Below are 14,334 nucleotides of genomic sequence, written 5' to 3' on the forward strand. Positions count from 1 at the left end.
CAGGGTCGCGCTGCCCTGGATCGCTTCGCTCCGCTCGCGAGGACGGGACGCGCAGCCGCCTCGCCATGAGCCCGGGCATCACCAAGCGCTCCGTGATGATCGCCGGCCACCGGACCAGCGTGTCCCTGGAGGACCCGTTCTGGGCGGCCCTGCGGGCGATCGCGGAGGCGCGGGGCCAGTCGGTCCAGGCCCTCATCGGGCACATCGACGCCGGCCGCGACGGCCAGAACCTGTCCTCGGCGATCCGCGTGTTCGTGCTGGAGGCCGTCCGCGCGATGCCGGAAACGTGAGCGCCGCGCGCCCTGGCCGCTCTCCCGATCCTGAATAGGTGTCTGACGATCGCGTGACAAATCCACGCACGAAGGAGACCCCATGGCCAGTAGAGAGCCGCTGCTCAAGACCATCCCGATCGCGGAGCTGCGCCCGACGCAGATGACCGTGGGCTACCGGGAAGTGGCGGAGAAGCGGCGGCGCTGGCGGGAGTACGACGGCGAGAAGAAGAAGGAATTCCTCGGCGCCCACATGATCCCGACGCTGCTCGGGCCGAAGAAGCGCCACTACATCATCGATCACCACCACCTCTCCCGCGCCCTGCACGAGGAGGGCGTCGAGAACGTGCTCGTCACCGTGGTGGCCGACCTGCACTACCTCGACAAGGACGCGTTCTGGACGGTCTGCGACCACAAATCCTGGACCCACCCCTACGACGCCGACGGCGTGCGCCAGCACTTCGACGACATCCCGAAATCCGTCGACGCCCTGGTGGACGACCCGTATCGCAGCCTCGCCGGCGAGTTGCGCCGGGCCGGCGGCTTCGCGAAGGACACGACGCCGTTCAGCGAGTTTCTCTGGGCCGACTTCCTGCGGCGGAACATCAAGGAGAAGCGGATCGAGAACGACTTCTCCTCGGCCCTGGAGCGGGCGATGTCGCTGGCCAAGTCCAAGGACGCCGACTACCTGCCCGGCTGGTGCGGGCCGGTCACGCGCCACGTCCGCTGAGACCCGCAGACGGTCGCGGCGCCGCCTAGATGCCCCAGTAGGGCGCCGCGTCGTAGTAGCGGTGGATCTGCTCCTCCCAGGCGCCGTCCGCGGCCGGATCGGTGCCCTCGGGGGTGCGGGCCGGGGCGGCGCGCAGCTGCGCCTCGGTGATGTCGACCACGTAGGCGTCCTGCTGCGGCTCGAACCGCAGCACCGACCAGGGCAGCGTGTAGAAGTCCTCGCCGAGGCCCAGGAACCCGCCGAAGCTCATCACCGCGTAGGCGACCCGACCCGAGACCTTGTCGAGCATCAGCCGCTCGATCCGTCCGACCCGTGTCCCGTCGGGCCGGCGGACATCCGTCCCGATGACCCGATCGCTGGCGATCAGGCGGCGGGGCTCCCGGCCGGCCGGGTTCGCCGTGCCGGGCTGACCGGTGTCCGTTCCCGTTCCCGTGGCCGTCATCGCCGCCTCCCGACCGTTTCCGCGCGACGCGCGCCGTCTGCCCGAAAAACGCCCCGCCCCTGGGCCACGTTCCGGCGGGCGCCCGCGCCCGCCCTCTCCAGCCGGACGAACAGCCCCCGCATGCCGATGCCGCGTTTCGCCCAGAGCCTCGCGCTCGCCGCCCTGCTCCTGCCCGCCGCCGCGCAGGCCCAGGATCGCGGCAGCGTCAATCCGAAGCCGCTGCCGCCCCTGGAGCATCCGGACGCGCCCTCGACGCCCGCCAAGGCGCTGTTCGGGCGGGTCACCAAGGCGTCCTCCGGTCCGGCCCACATCTACGGCTTCTACGCCAAGGGCTGCTTCGCCGGCGGCGAGGCGCTGCCGCTCGACGGGCCGAACTGGCAGGTCATGCGCCCGTCCCGCAACCGGATGTGGGGCACGCCCTACCTCGTCGACTTCATCGAGCGGCTGTCGCAGAAGGCCGCCCGGGTCGGCTGGCCCGGCCTCCTCGTGGGCGACATGGCCCAGCCCCGCGGCGGCCCGATGATCACCGGCCACGCCTCGCACCAGATCGGCATCGACGCCGACGTCTGGCTGACGCCGATGCCCGACCACCGCATGAGCCGGGCGGAGCGCGAGGAGACCTCGGCCACCGACATGGTCCGCCGCGACCGCCTCGACATCGATCCCCAGGTCTGGACGCCCACGCACCTGCAGCTGATCAAGATCACCGCCGAGCAGCCGGAGGTGGAGCGCATCTTCGTCAACGCGGCGATCAAGAAGGCCCTCTGCCGCGACGCCGCGGGCAGCCGCTGGATGTCCAAGGTCCGCCCGATGTACGGGCACAATTACCACTACCATATCCGGCTTTCCTGCCCGGCCGGCCAGGAGGATTGCCAGCCCCAGGGCGCGCCGCCGCCGGGCGACGGCTGCGACGACCTCAGCTACTGGTTCTCGGACGCGGTGCTCCACCCGAAGCCCCCGAAGACGCCGCCGAAGGCCAAGCCCGCCATGACCATGGCGGCGCTGCCCGCCGCCTGCCGGGCGGTGCTGAAGGCGCCGTAGGCCGGGCCCCCGGGGATGGTCGCCGCTCAGGGCGCGGCCGCCTCCGCGTAGGGCGTGCCGGCCAGCGCCGCCGCGAGGCCGGCCGTCCCCCGGTCGATGACCGCCAGGAAGGCGGCATTCGCCGCCTCCGTCCGCCGCGTCGCCCGGAAGGTCCGGTGCGCCCGGAGGAAGGCCACGCTCCAGGTCGCCAGCAACAGGCCGGCCGCCAGGTCGGCGTCGGGATCCTCCGGCCCGCGCCCGATGGATTCGGCGAGCGCGACCCGCACCACGCCCGCGAGTTCGTCCCGGATCGCCCGGGCCCGGGCCTTGAGCGTCTCGCTCCCGGCCGCCGTCGCGACGAAGGCGCCGCTGCGCGCCGAGAATTCCACGACCGGGTTCCGGCCCGTCACCAGCCGGTGCGCCAGCTGGCGGAGCGTCTCGACCGGCGCGACCCGGGGATCGCGCTGCCGCAGGGTCTCGCGCAGGAGTGCGCGCCCCTCCTCGTCGCGGTCGTAGAACATGTCCTCCTTGCGGGGGGAAATGGTTGAACACGGTCATCCGGCCGACATCGGCAGCCGCCGCGATCTCATCCACCGTCACGGCGTCGAAGCCGCGCTCCAGGAACAGCCGCGTGGCGGCGTCGGAGATGGCCTGCCGGGTGGCGAGGCGCTTGCGGGACCGGCGGTCGGGAGGCGTTGACATGCGCCGCCTCATACCACATCCATTCATGGACTGAGTATAGAAATCGATTAAGTCCATGGATGAGCCTGTCGACGTCGTCGTGGTTGGAGCCGGTCCGGTCGGGCTCCTCACAGCCATCGAGCTGACCCTCGGGGGCGCGCGCGTCCGGGTGCTGGAGCGCCTCACCGAGCCGAGCACCACCATCAAGGCGCTGGGGCTCGGCCCCCTGGGCGTCGAGGCGCTGCAGCGGCGGGGGATGGGCGCGGCGATCGAGGCCGCCGAGGCGCGGAGCCTCGCGGCGATGGACCGCCTGCCGGGTCAGGTCGGCGGCGGCCCGCGCGGGGCGCAGTTCAGCGGCCATTTCGGCTTCCTGTTCATCCGCCGCGGCCCGCAGGCGGAGCCGGACCGGCGCATGCGCGCGGTCGATCAGCAGAGCCTCGAAGCCATGCTGCTCGACCGCGCCGCGGCGCTCGGGATCGACCTGCGCCGCGGTTGCACGCTCACGGGCTTCACGGAGGCGGCCGACAGGGTCGAGGTGGCCTGGACCACGCCGACGGGCGACGCGCGCGTCCGCTGCGCCTATCTCGTCGGCTGCGACGGCGGCCGCAGCGCGGTCCGCAAGATGGCCGGCTTCGCCTTCCCCGGCACGCCGCCGACGCTCACCATGTACCAGGCGATCGCCGATCTCGACGATCCCGCCGGCGCGCTGCCGGTCGGCTGGCACCGCGGGCCGGGGGGCGTCTACGGCCACGGGCCGTTCCCGCGCCGCCTGTTCATGCTGGATTTCAGCGGCCCGCCGGCCGACCGGCAGGCGCCCGTCACGCGCGACGAGATCGAGACCGCGCTGCGCCGGGTCAGCGGCACGGACGTCCGCGTCGCCCGGGTCGCGGTCGCGAACCGGTGGGCCGACAACACGCGCCTCGTCGACACCTACCGCCGGGGCCGCGTGCTGCTCGCCGGCGACGCGGCGCATGTCCACGCGCCCTTCGACGGCCAGGGCCTGAGCCTCGGCCTGGGCGACGCCGCCAATCTCGGCTGGAAGCTCGCCGCCGTGCTGCGCGGGGAGATGCCCGAGACCCTGCTCGATACCTACACGGCTGAGCGGCGCCCGGTGGCCGAGGCCGTCACGGCCAACACCCGCGCCCAGGCGGCGATCCTGCGGCCCGATCCGCAATCGGGCGCGCTGCGCGACCTGATGGCGCGGCTCCTGGAGAGCGACGAGGTCAGCCGGATCCTCGGCGGCCTGATGCGCGGCCTGAGCGCCCGGTACGATCTCGGCTCGCCCGAGGACGCGGTCGGCCGGATGGCCGGCGACGGGCCGCTCGGCGCCGGTGGCGCGACGCTCTACGGCGCGATGCAGGACGGCCGGGGCCTCCTCGTCGACGGCAGCGCCGACGGCGCGGCCTCCCGGATGGTCGCCGCGGCGACGGGCCGGGTGAGCTGCGTGGCGGTCCCGGACGGGCCCTCGACGCTGGTCCGCCCCGACGGCTGCGTCGCCTGGACGGGCGCGGCAACGGCCCTCGACGGCCTGCGGGAGGCGGTGGGCCGCTGGTTCGGCCCGTCACCGGCCGGGCCGCTCGGCGCGCCGGCTCCGATGTGCTAACCGCCCCGGATGCCCCGCTGGCTCTTCATCCTCCTCGTGACCGCCCTCGCCCTCTCGGTCCTCGGCAGCGTCCTGATCGTGCTGCGCAGCCCGAACAGCACGCCGCCCCTGCGGGGCGCCGCCGGCGCCCCGGTGCCGGGCCCGCAGACGCGGCCCGACAGCCGGAGCCCGTGAGGCTCGGGCGCCGCCGCCGGTTCCCGCCGGGCCGCAACAGCCGGCCGAGTTCTTGGCCCGGTTCTTGGCCCGGTTCTTGGCCAGCTTCTTGGCCAGCTTCTTGGCCGGGGCCTGCTGGTGGCATGCCCCCGCGAAGCGGTGCGCCAGCGGCCCGCCTCCCGGTCTTGGGCGCCGCCCGACACGGGAAGGCGGGGACCGCCGGACGACGTTCGGCGCCCGCCCTCCGCGAACCGCGCCGCGAGAGACTGGACCGCGCGGGCAAATTCCGGCTTGGTGCCCCGACGACGCGGGTCGGACGGCCGCCCTGCGCGGCGCTGTGAGGGGCTGATCCGGATGGAGACGGGCGGGACCGCCACGAGCCACGTGCCGGACGACCTCAAGGCGGAGGCGCACCGGGGCGATCCCTTCGCGGCCGCCGTGCGGGCGACCCGGATGCCGATGATCATCACCGATCCGGCCCAGCACGATAACCCGATCGTCTTCGTGAACGACGCCTTCCTGAAACTCACCGGCTACACCCGGATGGAGGTGGTCGGCCGCAATTGCCGCTTCCTGCAGGGGCCCGACACCGAGGCGGCGGCCGTCGACCGCCTCCGCGCGGCCGTCCGGCGGGAGGAGGATATCCGGGTCGACCTCCTTAACTACCGCAGGGACGGCTCGACCTTCCAGAACGCCCTCTACGTCGGCCCGGTGCGGGACGAGGCGGGACGGGTGGTCTACTTCTTCGCCTCGCAGCTCGACGTCAGCGAGCACTACGCGCTGACCGCCGAGATCGAGCGGCTGAAGGCCGCCCTGGCCGAGGCCGAGGCCAAGCTCGCGGCCCGCTAGGCCGCCCGGAGGATCAGGGCTTCGTCGGATCAGGGCTTCGTCAGGAACCCGATCGGCTCGCGGCCCGGCTGGCCGAGCCAGAGCAGGACCGCGCCGAGGCCGAGGCCGATCAGGGAGGCCGGCGCCAGGGTGAGCGGCAGGCCCAGGATGTGCCAGAGCCAGGGCGCCGCCCCCTCCACGCTGCCCTGCAGGGCGCTGGCCTTGTCCTTGAACAGGGTGGCGATCACGTCGGAGAGCGGCGTCACCCGCAGCCCGTTGTTGGCGATGGAGCGGGCGCCGTCGTAGACCAGCGCGACGAAGCCGCCGGCCATCAGCAGGAAGCCCAGGACGCGGGCCAGGAAGCGGAACATCGCGGGGCCTTCTGAGCCTTGCCTTACGGGCCGTGGGTGCCGGATCGGCGCGCCCGCCCCGGGAGTATGGGGCCGCGCCGCAAGGTGCAAGCACCCGGTCAGTGCCCGGGGCGAGCGTCGATCCGCGCGGTTGCGGGGCCCTCGGGCCCGTGCCACAGGGTCGCCCGGCGGCGGCGGGCCGTGCGGGGAACGGTCGACCTTGGACGCGCGCGCGACGAATCTCGGCCTCGTGATCTTCGATTGCGACGGCGTCCTCGTGGACAGCGAGCCCCTGAGCCTCGCCTGCCTGACGGCCGGGCTCAACCGGATCGGCGTGGACATCGACTTCGCCACCGTGCGGGCGCGCTTCACCGGCACCGCGATGCCCTCGATCATGGCGCATATCGCCCGCGACTACGGCGTCACCGCGCCCGACGGGTTCGTCGAGGCGGTGAAGGCCGAGACCCTGGCGCTGTTCGACGCGGAGCTGCGGGCGATGCGCGGCGTCGCCGAGGCGGTCGCCGCCGTGGGCCTGCCGGTCTGCGTCGCGTCGAGCAGCGACCCGGTGCGGCTGCGCCACTCCCTGACGCTGACCGGGCTGCTCCCCCTGTTCGGCGACCGCGTCTTCTCCTCGGCGCAGGTGGCGCGGGGCAAGCCCTTCCCCGACCTGTTCCTGTTCGCCGCCGAGCGGATGGGCGTCGCTCCGGCGGCCTGCCTCGTGATCGAGGACAGCGTTCCCGGGGTCACGGCGGCCCGGAGCGCCGGCATGCGGGTCGCGGGCTTCACCGGCGGCGGCCACTGGGGTCACGACCCGGCGGGCGCCGGGCTCGCGGAGGCCGGCGCGGCCCGGATCTTCTCGGACTTCTCCGACCTCGCCGCGGTGATCGCCGCGGCCTGAACGATCCGCCTCCCGGACGCGCGCCCGGGACCGGCTTCCTGCCAGGCCGGCCCTCGAAATCGGAAGTCCGTTCCGTTGACGGTGCGCCGTGCCGCGCCCATCTTCAGGGATGCCGGCCCGGCCGCGCACTTCGGGTGCGCGACAGGACCGGCCGCGGTCCTTTGAGAAGCGTAGCTTGCGCCGCGTGATCAAACGCTAAAGCACTGCGCCGGCCCCGCGCCGCGCGGTCCTTCAGTCTGGAGGACGTCCGATGGTCACTCGCACATCGTCCCTACGATACCCGCTCCCGATCGCCCCCTGCTGCCCCGCCGCCCGCCGGCGCTGTCGACGCTGAGCCCCGTCGATCCTCCGCAGCAGCCAACGCGATCCGGCACGGCGACCGGCCGGCCCAGGGAGTTCCCGATCCGATGCACAGCCTCGCAGAGTACAAACCCGAAGACCGTCCCCACCTCGCGGACCCGGCCCTCGGCCCGAGCGAACCCGCCCGGGTGATCGAGATCGGTGAGGTCACCGCCGGGATCGCCGTTCCCGAGGGGCGCGGCGTCCGGTTCTTCTCGTCCGCGCGCGATTTCGACGGGCTCGACGGCGCCGTGTTCCGCACGGCCGAGCAGGCCGCCCGCGCGGCCCGCGCGCGCATGAGCGCCCGGACCCGGCCCCCCGACCGGGCGCACCGGCCCGCGCTGCGGCGGGCCTGACCCGCCCGCTACTTGCTGCACTCGTCCCGGGTGCGCTTCATGGCCTCCGCGAATCCGCCGAGCGCGTACTCGTCGCTCGTCGGGTTCCCGCGCAGCGACGTGGCCTTGATGATGATCTTCGGGTTGCGGGCGCTCATCTCGGAGACGACCCGCGCCTCCTCGGCGGGGTTCTGCAGCCACGCATTGCCGTCCTTGACCACGAGGCCGTAGCGGCTGGCGCCGAGGTTGAGGCTCGGGTCGGTCGGCGCGGCCGCGGAGCCGGGCTTGACCTGGGAGGCCGCGGGCTTCGACGGGAAGCCCAGCATCACCGCCACCTCGTTCTGGATGTTCTCGCCCTTGCGCACGCTCACGAACAGGTAGGCGGTGTCGCGCTTCAGGGTCTTGGGCGAGCGCGTCTGCGGCTGCGCGATCGCGTAGCAGAGCTTGTTGCGGCCGTCGCCGTTCACGAACACGTTCCAGTCGCCGAAGATCGCCACCGGGGTGGCCTGCTGCATCCCCGGCGGGGTCGCGGTCTTCTTCTCGGCGCGCTTGCTCCGCTCGCGGCCGTGCCGCCGCCCGCGCCGCGACGGGGCCGCGTCGCCACCGCCGGCGTCCGGGGCCGCCGCCGCGTCCTGGGCGTGGGCCGCCGTCGCGACCAGGCAGGTCCCGCCGAGAACACCTCCGACGAGGCCGGTAACCAGCCCGGAGGCGAGCAGGGCGAGAGCTCCGACCGGGAGCGAGCGGGGGACGCGGACCATCTTCACTTCCTGACGACGGGCGGCTCCGTCAGGAGCCGGACCGGGGTTCGGGATTAGTGAAGCTTGCGTAAAACGTCGGCAAGATGGCGGGGCGGGATCCGTCGACAATCAGACGGCGCGGGCTTCCGTCGCCCGGGCCGCGATGACGCCGGCCGGGACCGGCAGCGGCTCGACCGCCGGGCCGGCGGGCACCGCGATCGCGTTCGGCCGGGCCGGCGCGGCGCGCTGGCGGGGCGGATCGTTGTAGGGGGTGTTGTAGCCCTTGCGGACGGCGGCCCAGTAGGACTCGCGCGTTAGGCCCGAACCGGTCAGGGCGGCGTCGATCATCGCCGTGGCGTGCGCCGCGAAATCCGGCACCTCCTCCGTGTTCAGCCAACTCTCGACAGGCATCCTGCGAACTCCGATCCAGACGGCGAAGCTTGTAGCTGAGCGGACTTAGCCAGACGGTGAACGCGCGGGCGGGCCGAGGGTTGCAATGCACAATTTTGAGCGGTCCTGTGGATGAGCGGGGCCCGATCCCCGGTCCGAGGCGACCGGGGCCACCCCACGGTCGGAGCGGCGGGCCGCAGCCCCCCGGCAACCCTCGGGGGCTAGCGGCGCGAAGCGCCAGCCGGCGCCGGTCGCCGTCGGCCGCGGCGGCTCAGCCCAGCCGCTCGATCCAGGCCTGCGCCTGGCGCCGGACGTTGTCGGGCGCGGTGCCGCCGTAGCTGGTGCGGCTCGCCACCGAGTTCTCGACGCCCAGCACCGCGTAGACCGCCTCGGTGATCCGCGGCTCCGCCTCCTGCATCTCGGGCAGCGACAGCGCCTCGAGGCCGACGCCCTTGGCGGAGGCCGCGCCGACGAGGCGGCCGGTGACGTGGTGCGCCTGCCGGAACGGCAGGCCGAGCTCGCGCACCAGCCAGTCGGCGAGGTCGGTGGCGGTGGCGTAGCCGGAGCCGGCGGCGCGGCCGAGCACTTCGGCGTTGGGCTCCAAGTCCTTCACCATGCCGGTCATGGCGGCGAGGCACAGGGACAGGGCCTGGAGGGCGTCGAAGGTGCCCTCCTTGTCCTCCTGCATGTCCTTCGAGTAGGCGAGCGGCAGGCCCTTCATGACGATGAGCAGGCCGGTCAGCGCGCCGATGATCCGGCCGCTCTTCGCGCGCACCAGCTCGGCGGCGTCGGGGTTGCGCTTCTGCGGCATGATCGACGAGCCGGTCGTGAACCCGTCCGACAGCCGCACGAAGTTGAACTGGGCCGAGGTCCAGACCACCAGCTCCTCGGCGAAGCGCGACAGGTGCACGGCGCAGATCGAGGCCGCCGCCAGCGCCTCCAGGGCGAAGTCGCGGTCGGCGACCGAGTCGAGGGAGTTGGCGGTCGGCCGGTCGAAGCCGAGGGCCGCCGCGGTGGCGTGCCGGTCGATCGGGAAGGAGGTGCCGGCGAGCGCGGCGGCGCCCAGCGGGCACTCGTTGAGCCGCGCCCGGGCGTCGCGGAACCGGCCCCGGTCGCGGGCCAGCATCTCGACGTAGGCGAGGCAGTGATGGCCGAAGGTCACCGGCTGGGCCGACTGGAGATGGGTGAAGCCCGGCATCACGGTGCCGGCGTGCTTCAGCGCCGCCTGGCTGAGGGCGCGCTGCAGGTCGGCGGCCTGCTGGTCGAGGGAATCGAGGGTGTCGCGCACCCAGAGCTTCATGTCGGTGGCGACCTGGTCATTGCGCGAGCGCGCCGTGTGCAGGCGGCCGGCGGCCGGGCCGACGATCTCGGTCAACCGGCTCTCCACCGACATGTGGATGTCCTCGAGCTCGCGCTTGAACGCGAAGGTGCCGCCCTCGATCTCGTCGCGCACGGACTTGAGCCCGGCCTCGATCGCGGCCACATCCTCCGCCGGCAGGATGCCGGCTTGGCCCAGCATCGCCACATGCGCCAGCGAGCCGCGGATATCCTGGGGCGCGAGGCGCTTGTCGAACCCGATGGAGGCGTTGATCTCCTCCATGATCTCCGCCGGGCCGCTCGCGAAGCGGCCGCCCCACATCCGGTTGCTCATGTCGATCCTTCCGCGCCCTGACCGTCCCGAGGCCCGAGCCTGATGCCCGGCCGCACGCCCATCCTGGCCGGCGCGGGCGTCGCCGCGCTCGCCGTCCTCGGCCTCGCCCTATACGGGAGCGGTCTCCTGCCCGGCAACACGGGCGGCGCCCTTCAGCCCTGCGCCGCCGCCAAGCCGGCGCTCGCCCGGGTCGATGCGGCCGCGAAGGGCGAGGTCGCCGCCATGCAGGCCCCGCCGCAGGCCCGGCCCGCGCCGGACATCCGGTTCAAGGGGCCGGACGGCGCCGAGACCGGCCTCGCCGACCTCAGGGGCCGGCTGCTCCTCGTGAATCTCTGGGCGACGTGGTGCGCGCCCTGCAAGGCCGAGATGCCGGCCCTCGACCGGCTCCAGGCGCAGCTCGGCGGGCCCGACTTCCAGGTCGTCGCGATCAACGTCGACACGCGCAACCTCGAGAAGCCGTCGGAATGGCTGAAGCAGGCGGGCATCCACGACCTCGCCTTCTACGCCGATCCCGGCGGCCGCGTGCTGCCGATCCTCCAGCGCGACACGCAATCGCCCGGCCTGCCGACCACGATGCTGGTCGACGCGCAGGGCTGCACGATCGGGGTGATGAAGGGGCCGGCCGCGTGGTCGAGCGCGGACGGGCTGGCGCTGATCCGCGCGGCCCTGGGGCGGACGTCGTAACGGTCGCGGCCGCGCGGTTGCGCGCGTCTCCGATGCGCGGCAAGGCGTGTCGCGATGACCTCGCCCGCACCTGACCGCGCCCCTCCGAGGCGGAGGCCCCGCCCCCTCTCGATCATCCGCACGCTGCTCGCCGGCGAGGCGGCGGGCGGGCTGATCCTGATGGCGGCGGCGGCCCTGGCGCTGGTCGTCGCCAACGGGCCGCTCGCGGACACCTACGCGCACGCCCTCCACGCCGAACTCGGCCCGATGAGCGTGCAGCACTGGATCAACGACGGCCTGATGGCCGGGTTCTTCCTGCTGGTCGGCCTGGAGATCAAGCGCGAGGCCCTCGACGGGCGGCTGCGGACCTGGCCCGACCGGGTCCTGCCGGGCATCGCCGCGCTCGGCGGCATGGCGGTCCCGGCCGCATTCTACGCGCTCACCAATCTCGGGGCCGGCACCCTGCGGGGCTGGGCGATCCCGGCCGCCACCGACATCGCCTTCGCGCTGGGCGTCCTCGCGCTCCTCGGGTCGCGGGTGCCGGTCTCCCTCAAGATCTTCCTCAGCGCGGTCGCCATCGTCGACGACCTCGGCGCCGTGGTGGTGATCGCGCTGTTCTACAGCTCCGGCCTCGACCTCACCATGCTGGCGCTCGCCGCCGCGGTGCTGGCCGCCCTCTACGGCCTCAACCGGGCGGGGATCGGGTGGCTCCCGGCCTACGGGCTCCTCGGCCTCGTGCTGTGGGTCCTCGTGCTGCGCTCCGGGATCCACGCGACGATCGCGGGGGTGCTGCTCGCGCTCACGATCCCGATCCGGGTCAGCCCGGGCCGGCCGGAGGACGCGCACTCGCCCCTGCACCGGCTGGAGCACGCCCTCGCCCCCTGGATCACCTACGGGGTGGTCCCGGTCTTCGGCTTCGCCAATGCCGGCGTGGACCTCTCCGGCCTCACCCCCGAGGCCCTGCTCCAGCCGGTGACGCTCGGCATCGCGGCGGGCCTGTTCCTCGGCAAGCAGGCCGGCGTGTTCGCGAGCCTGCGGCTGGCCGTGGCGCTGGGATGGGCCAAGCGCCCGGCCGGGGCCGGCTGGGGGCAGGTCTACGGGGTCGCGGTCCTGTGCGGCATCGGCTTCACCATGAGCCTGTTCATCGGCGGCCTCGCCTTCCCGGACCCGGAGCACGAGACCGCCGTGAAGCTCGGCGTGCTCGCGGGCTCGGCCCTGTCGGGACTCGCCGGCGCGGCGATCCTCCTCGTCGCGAAGCGCCGCGTCGCCCCGCACTAGCGGGCGGCGCGCTTCGTCATTGCGAGCGCAGCGAAGCAACCCAGTGCAGCGGAACATCGGGAAGCGTGGCGCCGCCGTCATTGCTTCGCTCCGCTCGCAATGACGGCGGCGCAAGGACGGCACCTCGCGCACGTGCCGGGCTCCGTCCGGCGCGAAAATGCGCTACCCCCCGTGGGCATGCGCTTCTATCTCGGCCTCGCCACCACCTTCCACGACCCGGCCCTCGCCCTGGTCGGGCCCGACGGCACCCTGCTCTTCGCCGAGGCGGCGGAGCGCGCCCTGCAGTACAAGCGCGCGCCGAACTGCGAGCCGGACGCCCCGTCGCAGATGGCCGCACTGCTGAAGGCGCACGTCCCGCCGGGCTCGGAACTCGTCGTCGCCTCGACCTGGGGCCCGCAATTCACCGACTTCCTGCGCGGCCAGGCCGGTGCCGGGGCCTTCGACCTGATGGCGCTCGCCGCCCACACCACGGCGCTCAACCGCTCCTTCGTGCCCGAGCAGGCCGAGCGGGTGTTCATCGCCGACCTCCACGGCGCCCAGGAGCGGGCCGGCCACGGCACCCTGCTGGCCCTGAACCAGGAGGCGCGGATCACCGGCGCGGCGCCCCGGGCGACGATCGCCGGGCAGCGGCGCTACCCCCACCACCTCTGCCACGCCGCCTACGGCCTCTGGGGCAGCCCCTTCGAGACGGCCACTGCCCTGGTGGTCGACGGCATGGGCGAGACCGGTGCGGCGGCGATCTACCGCCTGGAGGGCGGCCGGATCACGGAGCTGCGCCGCCACCGCGGGCGCGGCTCGCTGGGCTTCCTGTACGGGCTGATCACCGACCTCGCCGGCTTCGATCAGGTGAAGGGCGAGGAGTGGAAGATCATGGGGCTCGCCCCCTACGGCCGGCCCGACCCGGACCTCGCCGCCCTGCTCGGCCGGCTCTGCACGGTCGAGGGCCACCGCCTGCGCTACGCCGACGCGGAGACGATCCGGGCGGTCGCCGCGGAGATCCGCGCCCGCCGCCCGGCCGATGCCCTGGAGAACGGCTGGCCCGACCTCGCCCGCTGCGGCCAGGACCTGTTCGCGACTTTGATGGACGCGCTGGTGGCCGAGGCCCACGCGCTGGCGCCGTCAGAGAACCTCGTGATCGCGGGCGGCTGCGGGCTGAACTCCTCCTACAACGGCCGGGTGCTCGGCCGGTCCGGCTTCACCCGGCTGCACGTGCCCTCGGCCCCGGCGGACGACGGCAACGCGGTCGGCGCCGCGTGGCTCGCCTACGCGGAGGACAATCCGGGCTGGGCCGGTCCGCCGCCCGCCGCCCGGCCGCTCACGCCCTATCTCGGCTCGCGGGTCTCCACGGCGCCGATGGAGCGGCTCGCCGAGCAGGAGCCCCGGGCCCGGCGCGTCGGCCACGCGGAGGCGACCCGCGCGGCGGCGCGGATCCTGGCCGAGGGCGGCCTCGTCGGCTGGGTGCAGGGCCGGGCGGAGTTCGGGCCCCGGGCGCTCGGCAACCGGTCGATCCTGGCCGATCCGCGGCCGGAAGGCGCCAAGGACGCGCTCAACGCCAAGGTGAAGTACCGGGAGGCGTTCCGGCCGTTCGCGCCGTCGATCCTGGCGGAGGCCGGGCCGGACTGGTTCGAGGATTACGCCGACAGCCCCTACATGGAGCGTACCCTGGTCTGGCGCGAGGCGGTCCGCGCCCGGGTGCCGGCGGTGGTGCACGAAGACGGCACCGGCCGGCTCCAGAGCGTCACGGCGGCGCGCAACCCGGCCTACGCGGCCCTGATCGGCGCCTTCGCGGCGATCACCGGCGTGCCGATCCTGCTCAACACGAGCTTCAACGTGATGGGCAAGCCGATCCTCCACGGCGCGGAGGACGCGATCCTGATGTTCTATACCACCGGCCTCGACGCCCTCGTGGTCGAGGACTGGCTGGTCGTGAAATGAGACGCGCCGCGCCCCCGGGGGACGCGGCGCCG

Annotated in this window: 15 protein-coding genes and 2 pseudogenes; 11 read left to right on the plus strand and 6 right to left on the minus strand. The window is 73.7% G+C overall.

The window, feature by feature from the left end:
• Positions 1-65 precede the first annotated feature (65 nt).
• Together H288_RS0103980 and H288_RS0103985 are read left to right on the plus strand one after the other, a co-directional pair.
• Positions 66-290 (plus strand): ribbon-helix-helix domain-containing protein, encoded by a 225-nt coding sequence (locus H288_RS0103980; RefSeq protein ID WP_020091300.1) that lies wholly within the window; start codon positions 66-68, stop codon positions 288-290.
• A gap of 82 nt (positions 291-372) precedes the next feature.
• Positions 373-999 carry a ParB-like protein gene (locus H288_RS0103985; protein ID WP_020091301.1) on the plus strand — a complete coding sequence of 209 codons (627 nt, stop codon included), beginning with the start codon at positions 373-375 and terminating at the stop codon, positions 997-999.
• A 25-nt stretch (positions 1,000-1,024) separates the two neighbouring features.
• Here the strand turns inward: H288_RS0103985 and H288_RS0103990 are convergent, their stop codons facing one another.
• The gene (locus tag H288_RS0103990) at positions 1,025-1,441 is read right to left on the minus strand and encodes a PRC-barrel domain-containing protein (protein WP_020091302.1); all 417 of its coding nucleotides are present in this window, start codon (positions 1,439-1,441) and stop codon (positions 1,025-1,027) included.
• Positions 1,442-1,561: 120 nt separating this feature from the next.
• Here H288_RS0103990 and mepA point away from each other — a divergent pair, with 120 nt between their 5' ends.
• Positions 1,562-2,482, plus strand: a complete 921-nt coding sequence (gene mepA / locus H288_RS0103995; protein ID WP_020091303.1) for a penicillin-insensitive murein endopeptidase — start codon at positions 1,562-1,564, stop codon at positions 2,480-2,482.
• 26 nt (positions 2,483-2,508) lie between these two features.
• Here the strand turns inward: mepA and H288_RS0104000 are convergent.
• Positions 2,509-3,163, minus strand: a pseudogene (locus H288_RS0104000) (helix-turn-helix domain-containing protein).
• A gap of 55 nt (positions 3,164-3,218) precedes the next feature.
• On the opposite strand from H288_RS0104000, the gene H288_RS0104005 reads away from it, so the two are divergent.
• The 3 genes and pseudogenes from H288_RS0104005 to H288_RS0104015 form a co-directional block, all read left to right on the plus strand.
• Complete coding sequence (locus H288_RS0104005; protein WP_020091305.1) at positions 3,219-4,745, plus strand: FAD-dependent monooxygenase; 1,527 nt, start codon at positions 3,219-3,221, stop codon at positions 4,743-4,745.
• Positions 4,746-4,754: 9 nt separating this feature from the next.
• Positions 4,755-4,919 (plus strand): hypothetical protein, encoded by a 165-nt coding sequence (locus H288_RS35550; RefSeq protein WP_020091306.1) that lies wholly within the window; start codon positions 4,755-4,757, stop codon positions 4,917-4,919.
• Positions 4,920-5,252: 333 nt separating this feature from the next.
• Positions 5,253-5,735, plus strand: a pseudogene (locus H288_RS0104015) (PAS domain-containing protein); the annotation flags it as partial.
• Positions 5,736-5,776: 41 nt separating this feature from the next.
• Here the strand turns inward: H288_RS0104015 and H288_RS0104020 are convergent.
• Positions 5,777-6,097 carry a hypothetical protein gene (locus H288_RS0104020; RefSeq protein WP_020091308.1) on the minus strand — a complete coding sequence of 107 codons (321 nt, stop codon included), beginning with the start codon at positions 6,095-6,097 and terminating at the stop codon, positions 5,777-5,779.
• 199 nt (positions 6,098-6,296) lie between these two features.
• On the opposite strand from H288_RS0104020, the gene H288_RS0104025 reads away from it, so the two are divergent.
• Both H288_RS0104025 and H288_RS0104030 read left to right on the plus strand, forming a co-directional pair.
• On the plus strand, positions 6,297-6,974 hold the full coding sequence (locus tag H288_RS0104025; protein WP_020091309.1) for an HAD family hydrolase: 678 nt from the start codon (positions 6,297-6,299) through the stop codon (positions 6,972-6,974).
• A 407-nt stretch (positions 6,975-7,381) separates the two neighbouring features.
• Positions 7,382-7,669, plus strand: a complete 288-nt coding sequence (locus tag H288_RS0104030; RefSeq protein WP_020091310.1) for a hypothetical protein — start codon at positions 7,382-7,384, stop codon at positions 7,667-7,669.
• A gap of 8 nt (positions 7,670-7,677) precedes the next feature.
• Here the strand turns inward: H288_RS0104030 and H288_RS0104035 are convergent, their stop codons facing one another.
• The 3 genes from H288_RS0104035 to argH all read right to left on the minus strand — a co-directional run bounded on the left by H288_RS0104035 (position 7,678) and on the right by argH (position 10,426).
• Complete coding sequence (locus tag H288_RS0104035) at positions 7,678-8,406, minus strand: hypothetical protein (RefSeq protein ID WP_020091311.1); 729 nt, start codon at positions 8,404-8,406, stop codon at positions 7,678-7,680.
• A 108-nt stretch (positions 8,407-8,514) separates the two neighbouring features.
• Positions 8,515-8,796 carry a hypothetical protein gene (locus H288_RS0104040; RefSeq protein WP_020091312.1) on the minus strand — a complete coding sequence of 94 codons (282 nt, stop codon included), beginning with the start codon at positions 8,794-8,796 and terminating at the stop codon, positions 8,515-8,517.
• A gap of 250 nt (positions 8,797-9,046) precedes the next feature.
• Complete coding sequence (gene argH / locus H288_RS0104045; protein WP_020091313.1) at positions 9,047-10,426, minus strand: argininosuccinate lyase; 1,380 nt, start codon at positions 10,424-10,426, stop codon at positions 9,047-9,049.
• 42 nt (positions 10,427-10,468) lie between these two features.
• Here argH and H288_RS0104050 point away from each other — a divergent pair, with 42 nt between their 5' ends.
• The 3 genes from H288_RS0104050 (at position 10,469) to H288_RS0104060 (ending at position 14,302) form a co-directional block, all read left to right on the plus strand.
• Positions 10,469-11,110 carry a TlpA disulfide reductase family protein gene (locus H288_RS0104050; RefSeq protein WP_020091314.1) on the plus strand — a complete coding sequence of 214 codons (642 nt, stop codon included), beginning with the start codon at positions 10,469-10,471 and terminating at the stop codon, positions 11,108-11,110.
• Positions 11,111-11,164: 54 nt separating this feature from the next.
• On the plus strand, positions 11,165-12,367 hold the full coding sequence (gene nhaA / locus H288_RS0104055) for a Na+/H+ antiporter NhaA (RefSeq protein WP_020091315.1): 1,203 nt from the start codon (positions 11,165-11,167) through the stop codon (positions 12,365-12,367).
• 177 nt (positions 12,368-12,544) lie between these two features.
• Positions 12,545-14,302 (plus strand): carbamoyltransferase C-terminal domain-containing protein, encoded by a 1,758-nt coding sequence (locus H288_RS0104060; RefSeq protein WP_020091316.1) that lies wholly within the window; start codon positions 12,545-12,547, stop codon positions 14,300-14,302.
• Positions 14,303-14,334 lie beyond the last annotated feature (32 nt).

The organism is Methylobacterium sp. 285MFTsu5.1, from assembly GCF_000383455.1.
Taxonomy (GTDB): domain Bacteria; phylum Pseudomonadota; class Alphaproteobacteria; order Rhizobiales; family Beijerinckiaceae; genus Methylobacterium.